This is a genomic window from Microbacterium sp. NPDC012755 (assembly GCF_042901325.1).
Classification (GTDB): Bacteria; Actinomycetota; Actinomycetes; order Actinomycetales; family Microbacteriaceae; genus Microbacterium; species Microbacterium natoriense.
Map to the genome: position 1 here is coordinate 3,262,969 of NZ_JBIBCT010000001.1, position 20,407 is coordinate 3,283,375.

General features: G+C 69.5%; 20 protein-coding genes, 1 tRNA gene and 1 other RNA gene. 10 read left to right on the top strand and 12 right to left on the bottom strand.

The genetic code is table 11. The features are described from left to right. Positions 1–2 precede the first annotated feature (2 nt). Both glnA and ACFY5A_RS15250 read right to left on the bottom strand, forming a co-directional pair. Positions 3–1,340: a type I glutamate--ammonia ligase gene (gene glnA / locus ACFY5A_RS15245; protein WP_387235251.1), complete on the bottom strand. Its 1,338-nt coding sequence runs from the start codon at positions 1,338–1,340 to the stop codon at positions 3–5. A gap of 2 nt (positions 1,341–1,342) precedes the next feature. Then, on the bottom strand, positions 1,343–1,558 hold the full coding sequence (locus tag ACFY5A_RS15250) for an SPOR domain-containing protein (protein WP_341942050.1): 216 nt from the start codon (positions 1,556–1,558) through the stop codon (positions 1,343–1,345). 70 nt (positions 1,559–1,628) lie between these two features. On the opposite strand from ACFY5A_RS15250, the gene ppgK reads away from it, so the two are divergent. Continuing rightward, a complete protein-coding gene (gene ppgK / locus ACFY5A_RS15255; RefSeq protein ID WP_387235254.1) occupies positions 1,629–2,375 on the top strand; it encodes a polyphosphate--glucose phosphotransferase in 747 nt (248 codons plus the stop codon). A gap of 67 nt (positions 2,376–2,442) precedes the next feature. Here ppgK and ACFY5A_RS15260 read toward each other — a convergent pair whose 3' ends face one another. The 5 genes from ACFY5A_RS15260 to ACFY5A_RS15280 form a co-directional block, all read right to left on the bottom strand. Beyond that, a complete protein-coding gene (locus ACFY5A_RS15260) occupies positions 2,443–3,006 on the bottom strand; it encodes a LysM peptidoglycan-binding domain-containing protein (protein ID WP_387235257.1) in 564 nt (187 codons plus the stop codon). Between the two features lie 179 nt (positions 3,007–3,185). Next, an RNA gene (rnpB, locus tag ACFY5A_RS15265) (RNase P RNA component class A) lies at positions 3,186–3,542 on the bottom strand. Positions 3,543–3,565: 23 nt separating this feature from the next. Then, the gene (locus ACFY5A_RS15270; protein WP_387235260.1) at positions 3,566–5,263 is read right to left on the bottom strand and encodes a bifunctional 3'-5' exonuclease/DNA polymerase; all 1,698 of its coding nucleotides are present in this window, start codon (positions 5,261–5,263) and stop codon (positions 3,566–3,568) included. A 25-nt stretch (positions 5,264–5,288) separates the two neighbouring features. After that, positions 5,289–6,020 carry a zinc ribbon domain-containing protein gene (locus tag ACFY5A_RS15275; protein ID WP_105673035.1) on the bottom strand — a complete coding sequence of 244 codons (732 nt, stop codon included), beginning with the start codon at positions 6,018–6,020 and terminating at the stop codon, positions 5,289–5,291. A 33-nt stretch (positions 6,021–6,053) separates the two neighbouring features. Further along, a complete protein-coding gene (locus ACFY5A_RS15280; RefSeq protein ID WP_341942047.1) occupies positions 6,054–6,434 on the bottom strand; it encodes a YchJ family metal-binding protein in 381 nt (126 codons plus the stop codon). Between the two features lie 22 nt (positions 6,435–6,456). Between ACFY5A_RS15280 and ACFY5A_RS15285 the strand changes: the two genes are divergently transcribed. Both ACFY5A_RS15285 and ACFY5A_RS15290 read left to right on the top strand, forming a co-directional pair. Beyond that, a complete protein-coding gene (locus tag ACFY5A_RS15285; protein WP_341942046.1) occupies positions 6,457–7,287 on the top strand; it encodes an aldo/keto reductase in 831 nt (276 codons plus the stop codon). Beyond that, a complete protein-coding gene (locus tag ACFY5A_RS15290) occupies positions 7,199–8,266 on the top strand; it encodes a methyltransferase family protein (RefSeq protein WP_387235265.1) in 1,068 nt (355 codons plus the stop codon). The genes ACFY5A_RS15285 and ACFY5A_RS15290 overlap by 89 nt, the downstream gene beginning before the upstream one ends. Here the strand turns inward: ACFY5A_RS15290 and ACFY5A_RS15295 are convergent. Next, positions 8,229–9,074, bottom strand: coding sequence for a helix-turn-helix transcriptional regulator (locus ACFY5A_RS15295; RefSeq protein ID WP_387235268.1), 846 nt, complete (start codon positions 9,072–9,074; stop codon positions 8,229–8,231). The two genes, ACFY5A_RS15290 and ACFY5A_RS15295, sit on opposite strands and share 38 nt — an antisense overlap. A 101-nt stretch (positions 9,075–9,175) precedes the next feature. Here ACFY5A_RS15295 and ACFY5A_RS15300 point away from each other — a divergent pair, with 101 nt between their 5' ends. Further along, the gene (locus tag ACFY5A_RS15300; protein ID WP_387235271.1) at positions 9,176–9,940 is read left to right on the top strand and encodes an SDR family oxidoreductase; all 765 of its coding nucleotides are present in this window, start codon (positions 9,176–9,178) and stop codon (positions 9,938–9,940) included. Positions 9,941–9,943: 3 nt separating this feature from the next. Here the strand turns inward: ACFY5A_RS15300 and ACFY5A_RS15305 are convergent, their stop codons facing one another. From ACFY5A_RS15305 to ACFY5A_RS15315, 3 genes are all read right to left on the bottom strand, one after another. Beyond that, the gene (locus ACFY5A_RS15305; protein WP_387235274.1) at positions 9,944–10,831 is read right to left on the bottom strand and encodes a TIGR01777 family oxidoreductase; all 888 of its coding nucleotides are present in this window, start codon (positions 10,829–10,831) and stop codon (positions 9,944–9,946) included. 106 nt (positions 10,832–10,937) lie between these two features. Then, on the bottom strand, positions 10,938–11,891 hold the full coding sequence (locus ACFY5A_RS15310; RefSeq protein WP_387235277.1) for an L-lactate dehydrogenase: 954 nt from the start codon (positions 11,889–11,891) through the stop codon (positions 10,938–10,940). A gap of 73 nt (positions 11,892–11,964) precedes the next feature. Continuing rightward, positions 11,965–12,873 carry a DMT family transporter gene (locus ACFY5A_RS15315; protein ID WP_387235280.1) on the bottom strand — a complete coding sequence of 303 codons (909 nt, stop codon included), beginning with the start codon at positions 12,871–12,873 and terminating at the stop codon, positions 11,965–11,967. A gap of 92 nt (positions 12,874–12,965) precedes the next feature. Between ACFY5A_RS15315 and ACFY5A_RS15320 the strand changes: the two genes are divergently transcribed. Next, on the top strand, positions 12,966–13,802 hold the full coding sequence (locus tag ACFY5A_RS15320) for a LysR family transcriptional regulator (RefSeq protein WP_387235283.1): 837 nt from the start codon (positions 12,966–12,968) through the stop codon (positions 13,800–13,802). Positions 13,803–13,862: 60 nt separating this feature from the next. Here ACFY5A_RS15320 and ACFY5A_RS15325 read toward each other — a convergent pair. Next, positions 13,863–13,935, bottom strand: a tRNA-Val gene (locus ACFY5A_RS15325). A gap of 153 nt (positions 13,936–14,088) precedes the next feature. On the opposite strand from ACFY5A_RS15325, the gene aceE reads away from it, so the two are divergent. The 5 genes from aceE to ACFY5A_RS15350 all read left to right on the top strand — a co-directional run bounded on the left by aceE (position 14,089) and on the right by ACFY5A_RS15350 (position 20,374). Continuing rightward, positions 14,089–16,815: a pyruvate dehydrogenase (acetyl-transferring), homodimeric type gene (gene aceE / locus ACFY5A_RS15330; protein ID WP_223586350.1), complete on the top strand. Its 2,727-nt coding sequence runs from the start codon at positions 14,089–14,091 to the stop codon at positions 16,813–16,815. A 32-nt stretch (positions 16,816–16,847) separates the two neighbouring features. Continuing rightward, positions 16,848–18,044 carry a CdaR family transcriptional regulator gene (locus ACFY5A_RS15335; RefSeq protein ID WP_105673024.1) on the top strand — a complete coding sequence of 399 codons (1,197 nt, stop codon included), beginning with the start codon at positions 16,848–16,850 and terminating at the stop codon, positions 18,042–18,044. A gap of 94 nt (positions 18,045–18,138) precedes the next feature. Beyond that, positions 18,139–19,059 (top strand): ACP S-malonyltransferase, encoded by a 921-nt coding sequence (locus ACFY5A_RS15340; RefSeq protein WP_223586349.1) that lies wholly within the window; start codon positions 18,139–18,141, stop codon positions 19,057–19,059. Then, positions 19,056–20,057: a beta-ketoacyl-ACP synthase III gene (locus ACFY5A_RS15345; RefSeq protein WP_341942037.1), complete on the top strand. Its 1,002-nt coding sequence runs from the start codon at positions 19,056–19,058 to the stop codon at positions 20,055–20,057. Before ACFY5A_RS15340 ends, ACFY5A_RS15345 begins: the two co-directional genes overlap by 4 nt. A 68-nt stretch (positions 20,058–20,125) precedes the next feature. Then, the gene (locus ACFY5A_RS15350; protein ID WP_017830435.1) at positions 20,126–20,374 is read left to right on the top strand and encodes an acyl carrier protein; all 249 of its coding nucleotides are present in this window, start codon (positions 20,126–20,128) and stop codon (positions 20,372–20,374) included. The last annotated feature ends 33 nt before the right edge of the window (positions 20,375–20,407 follow it).

The following is a 20,407-nucleotide window of genomic DNA, read 5'->3' on the forward strand; positions in this document are numbered from 1 at the left end:
ACTCAGAGGAGCTCGAGGTTGTTCTTCAGCTCCAGCGGAGTGACCTGGCCGCGGTAGGACTCCCACTCCTTGCGCTTGTTCAGCAGCACGTAGTTGAAGACGGACTCCCCCAGTGTCTCCGCGACGAGCTCGGAGTTCTCCATGTACTCCAGGGCGTGGTCGAGGCTCGCGGGAAGGGCCGAGTAGCCCAGCGCGCGGCGTTCGGCGTCGCTGAGGGACCACACGTTGTCCTCGGCCTCTGGCGGCAGTTCGTAGCCCTCCTCGATGCCCTTAAGGCCGGCGGCGAGCATGAGCGCGTACGCCAGGTAGGGGTTGGCCGCCGAGTCGAGGGCGCGGTACTCCACACGGGTGGAGCCGCCCTTGTTCGGCTTGTACATCGGCACGCGCACGAGCGCGGAGCGGTTGTTGTGGCCCCAGGTGACGAAGCTCGGAGCCTCGTCTCCGCCCCACAGCCGCTTGTACGAGTTGACGAACTGGTTCGTGACGGCAGCGATCTCGTTGGCGTGCTTGAGGAGTCCGGCGATGAAGTGGCGTCCCGTCTTGGAGAGCTGGTACTTCGCGCCCTCCTCGTAGAACGCGTTACGCTCGCCCTCGAAGAGCGACATGTGCGTGTGCATGCCACTGCCGGGCTGGCCGCTGAGGGGCTTCGGCATGAACGTCGCGTAGACGCCCTGCTCGATGGCCACCTCCTTGATGACCGTGCGGAAGGTCATGACGTTGTCGGCCATCGTCAACGCATCCGCGTATCGCAGGTCGATCTCGTTCTGGCCGGGCCCGCCCTCGTGGTGGCTGAACTCGACCGAGATGCCGAGATCCTCCAGCATCCGCACCGAACGGCGACGGAAGTCGTGCGCGGTGCCGCCCGGCACGTTGTCGAAGTATCCGGCGGAGTCGACGGGAACGGGACCGTCCGGGCCGAAGGACGAGGACTTCAGAAGGTAGAACTCGATCTCGGGGTGCGTGTAGAACGTGAATCCGGCGTCCGCCGCCTTCGCGAGGGTGCGCTTGAGCACGTGCCGGGGGTCGGACACCGCGGGTCGTCCGTCCGGGGTGGTGATGTCGCAGAACATGCGCGCGGTCGGATCGATCTCTCCGCGCCACGGCAGGGTCTGGAAGGTCGTCGGGTCGGGCTGCGCGAGCAGATCCGACTCATAGCTGCGGGTGAGACCCTCGATCGCCGAGCCGTCAAAGCCGATTCCCTCGGCGAAGGCGCCCTCGACCTCGGCCGGGGCGATCGCGACGGACTTCAGGGTGCCGATCACGTCGGTGAACCACAGCCTGACGAACTTGACGCCGCGTTCCTCGATCGTCCGGAGGACGAAATCCCGCTGCTTGTCCATCGCTACTCTGCGACCTTGCCGGAGCCGGCGTCCCAGCCGTTCTCGGCGGCTTCCTCTTCGGCCCAGGCGCGCGAGCGCTCCTTGAGCTTCTCCGGTGCGTTCGCAGCCTCGGCCTCGGTGTCGAACGGTCCGACGCGGTCGGCGGACGGCGAGATCATGCCGAACTCGACCTGACCGGTCTCCAGGTTGTACCAGTACTTCTCATCGCCGTTGGTCATGGCCGATCCCCTTCTTCACGTGGTGTCATCGATCCTACTGGCGACGGCACCGGTCGCTAAGCTATCGACCATGGCTAAAGCGATCGGCGTCGATATCGGCGGCACGGGTATCAAGGCAGGACTCGTCGACCTCTCACACGGAACCATGGCTTCCGACCGGGTGCGTGTGCCCACGCCCGAGGGCGCATCCCCGCAGGACATCCTCGTCGCCGTGCAGACGGTCCTGAAGACGCTCGACGTGCACGAGTCGACCCTTCCGCTCGGCGTGGCCTTCCCCGCCATCGTCAAGCGCGGGAAGACCCTCTCCGCGGCGAACGTCTCCAAGGAGTGGCTCGACTTCGACGCCGAGCGCTTCTTCCGCGACGGACTCGGTCGCAACATCGTGTTCGTGAACGACGCGGATGCCGCGGGCGTCGCTGAAGCGCGCCACGGCGCCGCCAGAGACGTCCAGGGCCTCACGCTCCTCACGACCCTCGGCACGGGCATCGGGTCGGCGTTCCTGTACGACGGCGTGCTCGTCCCCAACTCCGAACTCGGACACCTGAACTTCGGCACCTACGACTCCGTCGAGAAGTGGGCCGCCACCTCCGCACGCGAGCGCGAAGGACTGAGCTGGTCCGAGTGGGCGGAGCGGCTGCAGGCCTTCTACTCGCACATCGAGTTCCTGTTCAGCCCCGACCTGTTCGTGGTCGGCGGCGGCGTCTCCAAGAACGCCGGCGACTTCCTCCCGCTGCTCGAGCTGAAGACGCCGATCGTCCCGGCGATCCACCGCAACAACTCCGGCATCATCGGCGCGGCATCCCTCGCCGGCGACTGAGCCCGCAACCCACACGACACACGAAGGCCCCGCTGAATCCAGCGGGGCCTTCGTCGTGCCGAACCCGCTACTGCTTCACCACGAACAGGTCGGAGGGATTCACCGCCAGCTGCAGAACGTCGCCGGTCTTGAGCGGCCAGTCCAGGTTGCTGTACTCCACGAACGAGTACGGTTCGAGACAGAACCGGTCGCCGATCGCGAACTCGCCGTCGCCTTGCGCGACCGTGTACGACTCGATGCGTCCGGCGGAATCCCTCGCCACGGTTCCGTCGGCGGTGTCGCTCGGACCGCGGTCGATCAGATCGGGACCGGTCCAGTACACCCAGTGTCCGTCGACTCCGCCGCCTTCCAGGAATCCCAGCTTCGACCGCCCGACGCATCCGCTGATATCGGGCATGGTGGCGCCCTTCCGAAGAAGGAGGCGATCTCCCGGCGCGATCGACTCCGGAGTGATGTTGTTGAGGGACGCCAGCCCGGCGACGCCGAAACGCTTCTCGATCGCGGCCAGCGAATCGCCATAGGTGACCTCGTAGCCCACGAGTGCGTCCTCGTAGAAGACGACTTCTCCCTCGGCGCCGTCGATGAACCCGGTGTCGACCGGCTCGGACGTGGCGATCAGTGCAGGGTCCACCGTCGGTTCCGGCGACGGTTCGACCGCGGCCGGCGTCTCCGCGGACTCCGGCACCGGAACCGTGCACCCGGCGAGAACGACCGCGGCCAAGGCGACGAGAAGCGCCGACGTGGCGGCTGTGCGGCGTGACCTAGACGCACGCTACCGCGGGATCGGCGGAGAGACCAGCGTCCAGGGTGCGAATGGGCCGACCTGTACGCCGGGTTCTGTTCCGGGGTTCTTCGCCCCTTCGACGGCCATCTCTCTCGGCGACACGTTGCCGTGGCACTCTAGCGGTCTACCCGAGGACTCGGCGAGCCGCGTCAACATCCTCTGTCTGACCTTGCTCCGGACGAGGTTTACCTGGCGGGCCGTGTCACCACGGCCCCCGGTGGTCTCTTACACCACCCTTTCACCCTTACCCCTTGCGGGGCGGTCTGCTCTCTGTGGCACTGTCTCGCGGATTGCTCCGGGTGGGCGTTACCCACCGTCCTGCCCTGAGGAGCCCGGACGTTCCTCGGTGCGGTTGCCCGCCACGCGACCGTCCAGTCGACCCATTCGCCCGTCCAGTCTACCGGGACTACTTCTCCGCGGATTCGGCGATCCGCAGATCGAGCGGCACGTCGATGGGGAAGCCTCCGAAGAGTCGCGTGGTCGCCACCGCTGCAGCCTCGCGCACGGCCTGGGCTGCGGCCTCCGCCTGCTCGGCGGGCACGTGCAGGATCACTTCGTCGTGCAGGAAGAACGCCAGATGCGGATGCCGCGCGAAGGGTCCCGAGGCGAACGCCGGCGCCTCCGACTCCGGAAAGTCCCTCAGCCGATGCCTGATCTCCGCGAGCCAGATCAGCGACCACTCGGCAGCCGTGCCCTGGACCACGAAGTTGCGGGTGAAACGGCCCCAGTCGCGGGCGCGCCGACGGGCGAGGGCGACCTCCGTCTGATCGACGTCGGCGTCCGTCGCTCTGGCCTGCATGCGCGACCACTCATCCGACGGGCGGGGCGACGAGCGACCGAGCCAGGTCGAGACGACCCCGCCGTCCTCGCCCTTCCTCGCCGCCTTGTCGACGTGCGCCATCGCCCGCGGGTACACCTTGCGGAGCCTCGGCACCAGTCGCCCGCTGTCCCCCGTCGTCGCGCCGTACATCGCACCGAGCACGGCGTACTTCGCCTCTTCGCGCGTCCCCACGGCGCCGGAGTCGACGACACCCGCGTAGAGGTCGCTCCCCTGCGCCGCCCGCGCCATCGCCCGATCGCCGGCCATGGCGGCCAGCATCCGCGGCTCCAGCTGAGCGACGTCCGCGACGACGAGCATCCACCCGTCGTCGGCGCGCACCGCCGTGCGGAGCATGCGCGGCAGCTGCAGCGCTCCCCCTCCGGCCGACGCCCACCGTCCCGTGACGACGCCGCCGGGGATGTAGATCGGTCGGAAGCGCCCGTCGTGGACCCACTCGGACAGCCACGTCCACCCGTTGGCGCTGAGCAGACGCGCGAGCTTCTTGTACGCGAGGAGAGGCTCGACGACGGCGTGGCTGTGCTGCGCGAGCTCCCAGCGGTTCGTCGACTCGACCTGCACCCCCACGCGGTGCAGGGCGCGCAGGAGCTTCGGCTGGCTGTCGAGGTTCAGCGTCGCGTCGCCGAGGATCGCGCGGACGCGGTCGGCCAGCTCGAGCATGCGCGACGGGACACCGCCCCCGACGGGTCGCGTCCCCAGCGTGTCCGCAAGGATCCCCCGATGGACGTCCTCGTTCCACGGGAGTCCTGCCGCGCGCATCTCCTCCGCGATGAGCCCGCCGGCCGACTCCGCCGCGCAGAGCAGCAGGAGGCGCCCGTCGCGGCCGTCGGCGATGACCCGACGCTGCGCCCGGTACTGATCCAGCGCGTCGGCGACCGGGTCTTCTGCGGGGTGTTGCTCCATCACGTCGAACAGCGCAGGTGCGTCGTCCGAGGGTCCGCGGCGCACCCAGGACGCCGACGGCGCCAGGGGACGCGCCACCGTGTCCGTGTCGCGGAGGATCGCGTGGCACAGCAGCAGGTCATGCGTGCGGGTGAGGAACACCCCGGCGTCGAGGAGCATCGGATAGATCTCCCTGGCGTGGCGGAGGATCCATCTCGGTGTCGCCTCGTCCTCGCGCGCGGCCACCCAGCCGGGCAGCTCGCTCGCGGAGAGCTCGTGCCTGCTGATCTCGACGTCATCGTCGCCGATCTCGACCGCGACGTATCGGCCGGAGCCCGTCGCCACCAGGGCGATCCTGCGCTCGGCGGGACGCCGCGAGGTCACCGCCGTGGCGCTCGTGGCGCGGAGATCACAGCCCGGATTCCTCGGTGCGCACCAGGATGCATCCGCACTCCGGGCACGACACGACGGCGTCCTCCGCCGCACGACGGATGTCGTTGAGGTCGGTGCCGGGCAGCAGGATGCGGCATCCTTCGCAGGTGCCGCGAGTCAGGAGGGCGGCGCCCGCGCTGTTGGCCGCGCGCCGCGCATAGTCGGCCAGCAGTGCCGCGGGGATCTGCTCGGTGATCGCGGCACGATCGCGCGCCAGCTGCTCGCCGAGTTCGGTGGCCGCCGCCACGTCGGCCTTCGCCTGCGCGGTGAGAGCCGAGCCCTCTGCCGTCGTGGCGTCCAGCAGCGCCTGCTGGGCGGCGACCGCGGCATCCGCCTCCTCGACACGACCCATCACATCGAGCTCGGCGTCTTCGAGGTTGCTCTGGCGCCTGGCGAGGCTGTCGAGCTCGTGCTCGAGTGCCTGCGCCTCCTTGGAGTTCGTCGCGGCGGCGAGACGCTCGGCGTCGCGGGCGCGCCTCTGCTCGACCAGCTTCACGTCGGACTCGAGACGAGTCAGCTCGACGCGCACATCGTCGCGGGTTCCGGTGAGCGTGGTCAGCTCCCGCAGCTGCTCCTGACGGATGGCGACGAGTTCGGTGATGCGCGGCCCCTGCACCGGCTTCGTGCGCGCACGATCCGCCTGGGAGATGCGCCGATCGAGATCGGCGACGTCGAGCAGGATGCGCTGGTGTTCCGGGCTGGCGTTCACGTCTTCAAATCTAGTCGGTGCGTGCGACGTCTCTCACTGCACTTCTCCGTCGAGGTACAGCCATCGCCGCCCCTCCCTCACGAAACGGCTGCGTTCGCGGAGTGATCCGCGCTCATCGCCCTGCTGCCAGAACGCCTCGAACTCGACGATGCCCTCGCGGTCGAAGGGGCCGCCGGCGACGCGGTCGATGATCAGGAGCCGTCGCCAGCGCAGTCCCGGCTCCAGATCCATCACAGGGGGTCGCGTCGAGCCGTGCCAGGAGGCGCGGAGATACGCGGTGTCGCCGAGCGAGAAGGCCGTGTAGCGGGACCGCATCAGTCGTTCGGCCGTCGGAGCGGGAGAGCCGTCGATCAGGGGGCCGCAGCATCCGCCGAGCACATCCCCCGATCCGCACGGGCATCTCTGGTCATCCATGGCCCCAGCGTACGCTGAAGGCATGAACCGCTTCACCGCCCACAACGGATTCCAGCTGCCGGCAATCGGACTCGGAACCTACGGTCTGCGAGGAGATGCCGGATCGGATGCCGTCGCCGCGGCGATCGGCGCCGGATACCGCCTCATCGACTCCGCGTTCAACTACGAGAACGAGGGCGCGGTCGGGCGCGGAGTGGCGGCGTCCGGCGCCGATCGCTCCGAGGTGATCGTGACGACCAAGCTGCCGGGTCGTCATCATGCAACGGCGAAGGCGCGGACGAGCATCGAGGAGAGCCGTTCCCGCCTCGGGCTGGAGACCACCGACCTCCATCTGATCCACTGGCCCAACCCGAGCCAGGACGAGTACGTCGAGGCGTGGCAGGCCCTGGTCGACGCACAGCAGCGCGGCGTGGTGCGGCAGATCGGCGTGTCGAACTTCCTCCCCGAGCATCTGGAGCGCATCGAGCGCGAGACAGGTGTGCGCCCCGTGGTGAACCAGATCGAGGTCCATCCCTACTTCCCGCAGACCGAGCAGCTCGCCTATCACCGTGAACACGGCATCCTCACCCAGGCCTGGAGTCCGTTGGGCAAGGGATCGGCCCTGCTCTCGGAGCCTGTCCTGGTCGAGGTCGCCGCGGCCCACGGCATCAGCGCCGCACAGGCCGTGCTCGCCTGGCATGTCGCCCGCGAGACCGTCGCCATCCCCAAGGCGACGTCTCTCGATCATCAGACGGCGAACCTCGCAGCGGGCTCCGTGGTGCTCGATGCGGCGGAGGTCGAGGCGATCACCGCGCTCGGGCGCCAGGACGGCCGGCTGTTCGGCGCCGACCCTCGGACGCACGAGGAGTCCTGAGATCAGCAGCATCACGATCGCCGGCATCGGCGTCGCCCCGGGGAGCGCGCGAGCGTACTTCGGTCTTCAGGCGGTCCTGGGCGCGCTCTGGTGGGTAGGGGTCTTCACGACGGACTCCCTGCGACACGCGACGCTCGGCGACCTCCCCGCCGCCGTGATCGCCGTCGCCGACATCCCCCTCTTCGTCCTCGCCTCGGCGCTCGTCGCATGCGGCATCCGCTGGGCGGTGTGGATCGTCGTCCCGTGGACTGCGTTGGTGGCCGCGGGCATGGCGGTCTACGCGACGGCGACGACGCTGGCGGGATGGGGCGCACTGCTCATGGCGCTCGCCGCGATGGGGTCGATCGCGGCGGGCATCGTCATCGTCTGCGGCCGAGCTCCCGTCGAATGGATCGTCAGCGGGCCGTTCGCCTTCCGCACGGCCGACGATGAGGGCCGCACCAGACTCGCCGTGCGGGTCTTCCGTCAGATGCTGCTGTTCTGGGTGCTCTTCCTCGGCGTGCTGCCCCTGGGCATCTCCGCTCTGGAATCCCGGTGGATGCTCGCCGTCGACCTCCCCGTCGCCGTGCGGATCGGCGGCGGCCTGCTGTTCGTCGCGACGGGAGCGCTCGGCATCTGGTCGGCGGTCTCGATGCTCGTCAAGGGCGAGGGCACACCGCTGCCCGCGCATATGGCCCGGCATCTCGTGATCTCCGGCCCCTACCGCTACGTGCGCAATCCGATGGCGGTGGCGGGCATCGCCCAGGGCGTCGCCGTCGGCCTCGCCCTCGGTTCCTGGATGGTCGTCGCCTACGCCCTGTGCGGCTCACTGATCTGGAACACCCTCGTCAGACCGCAGGAGGAGGCCGACCTCTCCGCGCGCTTCGGCGCCGAGTTCGACGAGTACCGGAGCGCCGTGTCCTGCTGGATCCCGCGTCTGCCGAAGAGCCGCCGCCCAACCGTCACGACGAGCGGATCGTCTGCGTCCCCAGCACCCTGAGCAGATCGAGTCTGCTCGCCGCCTCGCTGCCCGGCGCCGCGGTCAGCACGATGAGCGCCTGAGACTCATCGGGCGTGAGGAGGGCCTGGCAGTCGACCTCGATCTCGCCGAGATCCGGGTGCACGACGGTCTTCCGATCCTCGAACCTCCGGCGGACCTCGTGGTCCTCCCAGTAGTCGACGAACTCGGGGCTCACGGCACGCAGAGTCTGTTCGATCTCCCCCGCGCGCGACGTCGGCCCCCAGGTGCCGTGCGCCGCGCGCAGCGACGCCGCGAGAGTGCGGCCGTGACGCTCGTGATCCCGCACCGGATAGATGCGGCGTTCCTCCTCGGGCCTGGCGAACCAGCGGTAGATCCCGCTGCGCTCCATGCCCTTCCGCGCACTCGCGTCGCCGAACAGGGCACGCGCGGCGTCGTTCTGCACGAGCACCTCGTCGAGGACGGACACGACGAAGGCGGGGGTGTCGCTCAGGCGGTCGATGACGCGCAACAGGCTCGGGGCGACGTAGTCGCTGAACACGGCGCGATCCGGCGCACTGTGCCCGCTGACCCGGTAGAGGTAGTCGCGTTCGTCGGGCGTGAGCCGGAGCGCCCGCGAGAGGGAGGACAGCATCTGCACACTGGGCTGAGGGCCGCGGCGCTGTTCGAGCCGCGCGTAGTAGTCGGCGGACATCGCGGCGAGCATCGCGACCTCCTCGCGGCGCAGCCCGCTGGTGCGGCGCCGGGGCCCCTCACTCAGGCCGACGTCCGACGGCTTCAGCTCCTGTCTGCGTCGCAGCAGGAAGTCGGCGAGGGCATCACGATCCATTCCCGAAGTATCCCCCGTCTGCGCCGTGCGCATCCAGGGAGCGCCGATCCATGGATGAGCGCTCTCTGCCACGCCCGCGGGAACCTCCGCAGGCTGGGAACATGAACATCAGCGGAAACACCATCTTCATCCCCGGGGCGACCAGCGGGATCGGCCTCGCCCTCGCCAGGGCGCTCAGCGCACGCGGCAACACCGTGATCATCGGCGGTCGCAGGGCCGACCTGCTCCGGACGATCGCCGCCGAAACCCCCGAGCTGCACACGGTCGAGATCGACACGACGGATGCCGACAGCATCCGCTCCGCCGCCCAGGAGGTCATCGCCGCAAACCCCGACCTCAACGTGCTCGTCACGATGGCCGGCATCATGCGGGTCGAGGACTGGACGACGCCGGAGGGCTTCCTCGAAACCGCCGAGGCGACCGTCACGACGAACCTGCTCGGCCCGATCCGCCTCATCGCCGCCTTCATCGAGCAGCTGCGGGCGGTACCGGACGCCACGATCATGACGGTGTCGTCGGGACTCGCGTTCGCGCCCCTGCGCGTCACTCCGACGTACAACGCGACGAAGGCGGCGATCCACATGCTCAGCGAGTCGGTGCGCCTGCAGCTCGCCGGCACCGGAGTGCGGATCGTCGAGCTCGAGCCGCCGTCCGTGCGCACGGCGCTGATGCCCGGCCAGGAGAGCAGCGCCTTCGCGATGCCTCTCGACGACTTCGTCTCCGAGGTCGTCGAGCTCATCGAGACGCAGCCGGACGCGACCGAGATCCAGGTCGAGAACGTGAAGTTCCTTCGCTACGGCGAGGCGCGGGGTGACTACGACCAGGTGGTCGCGACCCTCAACAGCCTCGACCCGCACGGGAACTGACGCTCAGACCGCGTGCTCCACGGCATCCTCCGCCGTCGCGTGGGAGAACGAGAAGCCCGAGCGCTCGAGTGCGAGCGGACGCACGTCCGCATCGCCGAGGAGCAGGGAATCGGCCGCAGGGCCCAGCGCGAGGCGAAGCGCCCAGGCGGGAGCGGGCAGCCAGAACGGGCGGTGCATCCTGCGGGCGAGAGCGCGTCCGATGTCGTTCGCGGAGGCCGGGGTCGGTCCGGTCAGGTTCACCGGCCCCGTCAGCCCCTCGTCGATGGTGTGCCGGATGGCCCGCACCTCGTCGTCGAGGGAGATCCAGGGCCAGATCTGCGTGCCCGTGCCCAGCGGCCCCGAGACGCCGAGTCTCGTGAGCGCGATCAGCGGCTTGAGCACGCCCCGCGGGTGGATCACCGGCGCCGTGCGGAGCAGCGCCACACGCGCACTCTCCCCTGCGCGACGGGCGGCGTCCTCCCACGCCACGCACAGTTCCGCGAGGAAGGTGCTCCCCGCTCGTGAGGACTCGTCGAGCACGGCGCCCGGAGCCGAGCCGTAGTACCCCACCGCGGAGGCCGACACGAGGGCGGGAGCGTCCGATCCCTGCGCACGGAGCGCTGCGGCGATCGTCTCCGTCGGGCGCAGACGCGACGAAAGGAGCTCACGGCGATAGCGTGGCGTCCAGGGCAGCCTGCCGACGCTGGCTCCGCCGAGCGCCACCACGGCCTCCGCTCCGGAGAGCACGTCGGGGTCGAGGGGCGCCTCTCCCGGGCTCCACTGCACCTCGTGCGAGGCGCGCGGCGGACGACGCACGAGGGTCGTCACCTCGATCCCGTCCGCGCGCAGCGACGCTGCCAGCGCCGATCCGATCAGGCCGGATGCTCCGCTGATGACGATGCGACGGGTCATGATCCTCCGATGCTCGCTGCGGGCCACGGGCGGGACGACGATCTCGTGTCGGACGACGCGGCCCCGCGCCGATCGTACCCCGCCGCGTCCGCCCTGCTCGCGACGCCTAACCGCGGAGGTCGCCCACGGCCGAGGCCAGAGCACCAGCCGAGAGCCTCAGCAGCTCCAGCTCCTCCGGGGAGAACGTCGTGTTGCGGACGGGAACCGCTCCGGCCGCGCTCACGATGGACGGCACGGAGAGAGCGACGCCGTCGATCCCGTGGAAGTCGTGGAGCACCGTGCTCACCGGCATCACGGCGTGCTCGTCGCGGAGGATCGCCTCGACGATCCGCGCGCTGGAGAGCCCGATCGCGTAGTTCGTGGCGCCCTTGCCCTGGATCACCTTGTAGGCGGCATCCCTGACGTTGACCGCGATCCCGCGCAGCTCGTCGAGAGTGAGCCGCGGGTGCTCCGGAGTCTCCCAGTCGAGGATGGGCACGGTGCCGATCGTCGCGTGCGACCAGAGCGGGAACTCGGTGTCGCCGTGCTCGCCCACGATGTACGCGTGGACGCTGCCGGTGGAGACGCCGGCGCGCTCGGCGAGCTTCCACCGCAGACGCGAGGTGTCGAGCACGGTGCCGGACGAGAAGATCCGCTCCGGCGGAAGCCCCGTCGCCTCCTGGGCGATCACGGTCAGCACGTCGCAGGGGTTCGTCACGATGACGTAGACGGCGTTCGGCGCCACCTCGATGAGCTTCGGAAGCATGTCGCGGATGATGCCGGCGTTCACGTCGGCGAGCTCCATCCGCGTCTGCCCCGGCTTCTGCTTGGCCCCCGCCGTGATCACCACGACGTGTGATCCGGCGGCCACCGAGATGTCGCTGCCGCCGACGATGTCGCTCGACCCGGTGAACTGCGTGCCGTGCGCGAGATCGAGCACCTCGGCCTCGACCTTCTCGGTCGCGATGTCGTACAGAGCGACGTGGCGCGCGGAACCACGGATCAGGGCCGCGTACGCGACGCTCGAACCGACGCTGCCCGCGCCGACGACCGTGAGCTTCGAGTTCTCGATGATTGCCATGCGGTCAGTCTCGCAGTGCCGGGGCCGTGGACTCCAGCGGATCGGACCGGAGAATCGCGAAGCAGGTCGGATGTCACTGCGCCCGCGACTCCGCTGAGATGGGGTGCTCCATCGCGGTCGGCCGTCGTCGTGAGTCGCCTGACCCGCCCACCGCGCAGGCGATCGCGCCGATCGCGAGACCCAGGATCACTCCCTGGCCCGGAACCTGACCGAGGAGGAGCCAGCCGAAGAGCGCAGCGACCGACGGGATCACCGCGAAGAGCAGCGACACCCGGGCGGCGCCGCTCCGCCGCACCGCCGCCATGTAGACCGTGGTGCCCACGGCGGCGCTGAGCACGATCATCGCGCCCATGCTCGCCAGCGCGAGCCCGGGGTCGCCCAGATCGGGCGGCGTCACCGCCGCCCAGATCAGCATGGGCATCGCGGAGACGAACTGGCCGATGGCGCTCGCAGGCAGCGGATCGGCGGCCGCGAGGAATCGCTGCTGGTAGACCCCTCCTGCGGACATGCCGAGGAGCGCCAGAAGCGTCAGGACCAGCGCCGCATCCACCCCTGTGGCCGTGACCCGCCCCGCGAACGCGACCCCGATGGCGACGAGTCCGAGAGCGAGCCCGACGACGCCCCGTCTGGTCGGCCGCTCCCCGAGCCACGACGCCGTGAGCACCGCCGTCACCAGCGGGTTCATCGCGATGACGAGCGCCGTCAACGTCGGCGAGACCCCCTCCCGCATCCCCTCGTACGCGCATCCGAACTGCACGGCCTGTGTGAGCAGCCCGACCACGATCGCATGCCCCCACTGCCGACCGCGTGGCCACCGGCGACGCCCGAATGCAGCCGCCCCGGCGAGGAGCGCGGCGGCCAGCACGAATCGGATCGACAGCACCCACGGCGCCGACAGCTCGCCGAGCGCCATCGCGCCGAGGGGGTAGCCGAGTCCGTACAGCACGACGATGAGGATGATGTGAGTCGCTCGGAGCTTCATGGTTCCGATGCTCTCCGCAGCGAGGCCCGTCCGTCCAACAATGATTATTGATCGCGATCGATAAGCTTTGGCAATCGGACTAGGGTGTGACCATGGAGACCCTCGACGTCATCCCGCTGCGCTCCTTCCTGGCGATCGCATCATGCGGCGGATTCCACAGAGCGGCGGCGGCCCTTCACCTCAGCCAGTCGGCCGTGAGCCAGCACGTGCGGCGCCTGGAGCAGGTCGTCGGAGCGCCGCTCGTCGAACGCAGCGGACGCCTCATGGCCTTCACCCCTCGCGGAGAGTCCCTGCTCGCCGAAGCGCGCCGGATCGTCGACCTCCACGATGAGGTGCTCCGAACCGTGCGGGTTCCCGATGAGACCGGCACTCTCGTGCTCGGCTCCACCGAGCACGGGGCCGAGCAGATGCTCCCCGAGATCATCTCGACGCTCAAACGCGACGCGCCCGACACGGAGGTGAGGATCCGCCTGGACCGCACCGCACGCGTCAGCGAGGCGCTCGAGGCCGGTCGCCTCGATCTCGCGGTGGTGCTCGAGATCGGAGAGCCCAGCCCGGCGCAGAGACGGCTCCGACTCGGGTGGTTCGCCGCCCCGGAGTGGACCGCGCCGCTGAACGAACCCGTGCCGCTCATCCAGTTCGATCCCCCCTGCGTGATGCGCCCCGCCGTCCTCGATCTCATGGCGGCGAACGGGAGGGCCTTCCGCACTGCCGTCGAGGTCGGCGACCTCGCCGGCGGCCTGTCCGCAGCACGTTCCGGCCTCGGAGCGATCCTGCTCCCCGTCGTGGACAGGGGTCTGGAAGGGCTCCGCCCGGTCCCGGGCCTCCCCGTACCCCCGCCGTTGCGCATGGTCGTGCGCGGACGCCACAGCATCCCGGCACGGATCGTCCGCTCCGTGCAGAACGCGGTCGATGCCGCCTTCGCCTGAGGATGCCGGCCCACGGCGGGCTCCGCGGGAGTGCACGACCCGACGAGCCGAGGAGAAAGGTGGGCCCTGCCGGGATCGAACCGACGACATCCACGGTGTAAACGTGGCGCTCTACCAGCTGAGCTAAAGGCCCTGGTGCTGCCAGTCTATCCGGTGGCGGGTGCGCGCCCGTGTCGTGGAAGAGGGATAAGGTGAGGGAGGCGCGCGTTGTGCACAGCCGACAAGGCTGCCCGCGTCGCTTCCCGTTTCATTGGCATGACCTGCCAGCTTGACGAAAGGCTCCCCCGTGACCGTGCACGACCAGGATCCGTACTCCCAGGGCCCCCTCGACAGCGATCCGGAGGAGACCGGCGAGTGGCAGCAGTCGCTCGACGAGCTCGTCGACGCGAAGGGCCACGGCCGCGGCCGCGAGATCATGCTCAGCCTGCTCAAGCGCTCCAAGGAGCTGCACCTGGGCGTGCCGATGGTCCCGACGACGGACTACATCAACACCATCGCCTCGGAGAACGAGCCCGAGTTCCCCGGCGACGAGGAGATCGAGCGCCGCTACCGCGCATGGATCCGCTGGAACGCCGCCGTGACCGTGCACCGCGCACAGCGCCCCGGCATCGGCGTCGGCGGTCACATCTCGACCTACGCGTCGTCCGCCGCGCTGTACGAGGTCGGCTTCAACCACTTCTTCCGCGGTGCGGACAACCCCGGCGGTGCCGACCAGATCTTCATCCAGGGTCACGCCTCCCCCGGCATCTACGCGCGTTCCTTCCTCGAAGGCCGCCTCACGGAGGAGCACCTCGACGGTTTCCGCCAGGAGCAGTCGCGTGCGCCGTTCGGCATCCCCTCGTACCCGCACCCCCGCCAGATGCAGGACTACTGGCAGTTCCCGACGGTGTCGATGGGTCTGGGCCCGATCAACGCGATCTACCAGGCCATGTCGAACCGTTACCTGGAGAACCGCGGCATCAAGGACACCTCGTCCTCGCAGGTGTGGGCGTTCCTCGGCGACGGCGAGATGGACGAGATCGAGAGCCGCGGTCAACTCCAGGTCGCAGCCAACGAGGGCCTGGACAACCTCAACTTCGTGATCAACTGCAACCTGCAGCGCCTCGACGGACCCGTCCGCGGCAACGGGAAGATCATCCAGGAGCTGGAGTCGTACTTCCGCGGCGCCGGCTGGAACGTCATCAAGGTGGTCTGGGGCCGCGAGTGGGACGACCTGCTCGCCCGCGACACCGAGGGCGCCCTGCTGAACATCATGAACGCCACGCCCGACGGCGACTACCAGACGTACAAGGCCGAGTCCGGCGCGTACATCCGCGAGCACTTCTTCGGCAAGGACGAGCGTGCGGCCGCCCTGGTCTCGGACTACACCGACGACCAGATCTGGCACCTCAAGCGCGGCGGTCACGACTACCGCAAGGTCTACGCGGCCTTCAAGGCGGCGGCCGAGCACAAGGGCCAGCCCACGGTCATCCTGGCGAAGACGGTCAAGGGCTACGGCCTCGGCCCCCACTTCGAGGGCCGCAACGCGACCCACCAGATGAAGAAGATGACGCTGGACAACCTCAAGACGTTCCGCGACACGATGCACATCCCGATCACGGACGCGCAGCTCGAGGAGAACCCGTACCTTCCCCCGTACTACAACCCCGGGGCGCAGGACGAGACGATCCAGTACATGCTGGAGCGCCGTCGCAACCTCGGAGGTTTCCTCCCCGAGCGCCGTTCGACGCACGTCGGTCTGTCCCTGCCCGACGACACCGCGTACGCCCTGCCCAAGAAGGGCTCCGGCACGCAGGAGATCGCCACCACCATGGCCTTCGTCCGCCTGCTGAAGGACCTGCTCCGCTCGAAGGACTTCGGCAACCGCATCGTGCCGATCATCCCCGACGAGGCGCGCACGTTCGGCATGGACGCGTACTTCCCGACCGCGAAGATCTACAACCCGAACGGCCAGCACTACACCTCGGTCGACCGTGAGCTCCTCCTCGCCTACAAGGAGAGCCCGCAGGGGCAGATCGTGCACGTCGGCATCAACGAGGCCGGAGCGCTGGCCGCCTTCACCGGCATCGGCACGTCCTACGCGACGCACGGCGAACCGCTGATCCCGATCTACATCTTCTACTCGATGTTCGGCTTCCAGCGCACCGGCGACGCCCAGTGGGCAGCCGGCGACCAGATGGCCCGCGGGTTCATCATGGGCGCAACGGCCGGCCGCACCACGCTGACCGGCGAGGGCCTGCAGCACGCGGACGGCCACTCGCACCTGCTCGCCTCGACCAACCCGGCGACGGTGTCCTATGACCCCGCGTACGGCTACGAGATCGCCCACATCGTGCGCGACGGCCTGGAGCGCATGTACGGCGGGAAGCACCCCGACCCGAACGTCATGTACTACATCACGCTGTACAACGAGCCTTACGTGCAGCCGGCTGAGCCGGAGAACGTGGACGTCGACGGCATCGTGCGCGGCATCCACCGCGTGTCCGCCGGCGAGGGCGAAGGCCCCCGCGCGCAGCTGTTCGCCTCGGGCGTCGGCCTGCCGTGGGCGCTGGAGGCGCAGGAGCTGCTCAAGAACGACTGGGGCGTGATCGCCGACGTGTGGTCGGTCACCTCGTGGACCGAGCTGCGCCGCGACGGCCTCGCCGCCGACGAGCACAACTTCCTGCACCCGGAGGAGGAGCCCCGCACGGCCTACCTCACCCAGAAGCTGCAGGGCGCCGAGGGTCCGGTCGTCGCGGTGAGCGACTTCATGCACGCCGTGCAGGACCAGATCCGTCCGTGGGTCCCGAACCGCTACGCCACGCTCGGCGCCGACGACTTCGGCTTCTCCGACACCCGCGCCGCCGCACGCCGGTACTTCAAGATCGACGGTCCGTCGATCGTGGTCCGCACGCTGCAGTCGCTGGCCGAGGAGGGCAAGGTCGACCGGTCGCTCGCAGCGCAGGCGATCCAGAAGTACGACCTGCACAACGTGAACGCCGGAACCAGCGGCAACGCGGGCGGCGAAAGCTGAGCCCTTCGGTGACAGACTCGTCTCCCACCGGCATGGACAAGGCCGCGACGCTCACCTGGCTGCGCCGGATCTCCGGCGACATCGCCTCGGTGACGATCAAGCGCCTGGAGGACACCCTCCCCTGGTACGCCGACATGCCACCGGCCCGCCGCTCTGCGGTCGGGCTGGTGGCTCAGGCCGGCATCACCTCGTTCATCCAGTGGTACGACGATCCGACCTCGACGCCGTGGATCGCGGCCGACATCTTCGCCGCGGCTCCTCGTGAGCTGCTGCGCAGCGTCAGCCTGCAGCAGACGCTGCAGCTGATCCGCGTCACCGTCGAGGTCACCGAGGAGCGCGTCGCGGGCAAGGGCGACCTGCTGCGCGAGGCGATCCTGCTGTACTCGCGCGACGTCGCGTTCGCCGCCGCCGACGTCTACGCGCGCGCCGCGGAGGCGCGCGGCCTGTGGGACGCGCGTCTGGAGGCGCTCGTCGTCGACTCGATCCTCACCGGCGAGGCCGACGAAGAGCTTCCGAGCCGCATCGCGGCTCTCGGGTGGCACGGTCACGGCGAGGTCGCCGTCCTGGTCGGCACGACTCCCCCGCAGTTCGACGTCGATCTCGTCCGGCGCACCGCCCGCAAGCTCGCGGTCGACGTGCTCATCGGCGTGCAGGGCTCCCGCCTCGTGCTGGTGCTCGGCCGTGCCCGCATCGCGGGTCAGGAGGGCGAGGACGAGGAGCTCGGCTTCCAGGAGATCGCCACCAGGCTGGAGCCGTCGTTCGGCCCCGGATACGTCGTGCTCGGTCCGGCCGTCGCGGCACTCGTCGACGCCAGCCAGAGCGCTCGGGCAGCCCTCGCCGGCTTCGCCGTCGCGCGGGCATGGCGCAACGCCCCCCGTCCGGTCGAGGCGGACGACCTGCTGCCGGAGCGCGCCCTCGCCGGCGACCCGCTCGCGAAGCAGACGCTGATCGAGCGGATCTACCGACCACTGCAGGCGCACTCGACCGATCTCGTCACGACCCTGTGGAGCTACCTCGACAACGGTCGCTCTCTCGAGGCCACGGCGCGTGAGCTCTTCGTGCACCCGAACACCGTGCGCTACCGGCTCAAGCGCGTCAGCGAGGTCATCGGCTGGGACGCGACGGGTCCGCGCGAGGCGCTGATCCTGCAGACGGCGCTGATCCTCGGCTCGATCGGCGCGGCCGAGCAGGTGCGCCGTCGCGCGCCGCTGCGTCGACCGACCCGCTGACCCGCCCCCGGGCTGTACGCCACACACAAGGGATCTTCGGAATCTTGTGATGGATCATCCACCGTTCCTGCGTGATCGTTGGCAGACTGGGGAGGTGATCGTCTACGCCTGCCCTGGACAGGGTTCTCAGACTCCCGGCTTCCTCTCCCCCTGGCTCGAGCTCGACGGCGTCGCCGAGCAGCTCGCCGCCTACTCCGAGGCGGCACAGGTCGACCTCATCGCCCACGGCACGGAATCGGATGCAGACACCATCCGCGACACGCGCATCGCGCAGCCGCTGATCGTCGCGGCCTCCCTCGTCGCGGGTCGCGCCCTGCTCGAGCGCTCCGGACGTCAGCCCGACGGCATCGCCGGCCACTCGGTCGGAGAGCTCGCCGCACTCGTCGGCTCCGGAGTGATCTCCGCTGCGGACGCGATGCGGCTCGTCGGCATCCGCGGCCGGGCGATGGCGGATGCCGCGGCCCAGGAGGCCACCGGCATGAGCGCCGTGCTCGGCGGCGACGAGGATGCGGTCCTCGCCCGTCTCGCGGAGCTCGGCCTCACCCCGGCCAACTACAACGGCGGAGGGCAGATCGTGGCCGCGGGTGCGCTCGACAGCCTCGCCGCGCTCGCGGCGGAGCCTCTGCGCGGCACCCGCGTCATCGCCCTGCAGGTCGCCGGCGCGTTCCACACGAGCTACATGGCCTCGGCCGTGGCCGCGCTGCGCGACGCCGTCCAGGGCGTCGACGCCGCCGACCCGAACATCACGCTGTGGACCAACCGCGACGGATCCGTCGTCACCGACGGTGCGACCGCGCTGGACTACCTCGTCGACCAGGTGTCCTCCCCCGTGCGGTGGGACCTGTGCATGGCATCCTTCGCCGACGCGGGGATCACCGGTCTCATCGAGCTCACGCCCGCCGGAGCGCTCACCGGCCTCGCCAAGCGCGGACTGCGCGGCGTGCCGACCGTCGCCGTGAAGACCCCCGAAGACCTCGATGCAGCCGTCGCGCTGCTGAACGGAGAAGCCGCATGAGCGTCACCCTGAACCAGCTCACCGGGCCGGCCTACACCCGCATCTACTCCTATGGAGCGGCGCGCGGCGAGAACGCCGTGCCCAACGACGACCTGGTCGGGCCGATCGACTCCAGCGACGAGTGGATCCGTCAGCGCACGGGCATCGTCACGCGCGTGCGCGCCGACAAGGGCACCGACGCGATCGATCTGGCGACGGCTGCGGGCATCGAGGCGATCGAGAAGGCCGGCGTCCCCGCTGATCAGGTCGACCTCGTGATCGTCGCGACCATCAGCAACCCGAAGCAGACGCCGTCGGTGTCGGCCATCGTCGCCGACCGCGTCGGGGCCAACCCCGCTGCCGCGTACGACATCAACGCCGCATGCGCCGGATACGCCTACGCCGTGGCACAGGCCGACGCGCTGATCCGCGCCGGCGCCGCACGCTACGCGCTGGTGATCGGCACCGAGAAGCTCTCCGACATCGTCGACCCGACCGACCGGAGCATCTCCTTCCTCCTCGGCGACGGCGCCGGCGCCGCGCTCATCGGCCCGAGCGACACCCCGGGGATCGCGCCCGCCGTGTGGGGCTCCGACGGCTCGAAGGCGGATGCCGTCGGCATGAACTTCACCCTCACCGAGTTCCGCGACGGAGAGTCCCCCTGGCCCACGCTGCGCCAGGAGGGCCAGACGGTGTTCCGCTGGGCCGTGTGGGAGATGGCCAAGGTCGCCCGCGAGGCTCTGGACAAGGCGGGCGTCGAGCCGTCCGACATCGCCGCGTTCATCCCTCATCAGGCGAACATGCGCATCATCGACGAGTTCGCCAAGCAGCTCAAGCTGCCGGAGACCACGGTGATCGCCCGCGACATCGAGACCACGGGCAACACGTCCGCGGCATCCATCCCGCTCGCCAGCCACCGGCTGATGGCCGAGCACCCCGAGCTGTCCGGCGGTCTCGCCCTGCAGATCGGCTTCGGCGCGGGCCTCGTCTTCGCCGCGCAGGTCGTCGTCCTCCCCTGAGAACGTCCTGACCTTCCCTAGACTGTTCCACGGTTCCGAATACAACCCGCAAGAAAGAGGAAGACCACATGGCTTTCACCAACGATGAGGTCCTCGCCGGCCTCGCAGAGCTGATCACCGACGAGACCGGCATCAACGCTTCCGAGGTCGCCCTCGAGAAGTCGTTCACCGACGACCTCGACATCGACTCGATCTCGATGATGACGATCGTCGTCAACGCCGAGGAGAAGTTCGGCGTCACCATCCCCGACGACGAGGTCAAGAACCTGAAGACCGTCGGCGACGCCGTCAGCTTCATCGTCGCAGGCCAGGAGTAATCCCGGGGCACGGATGCCACCCCCGCCACCCGC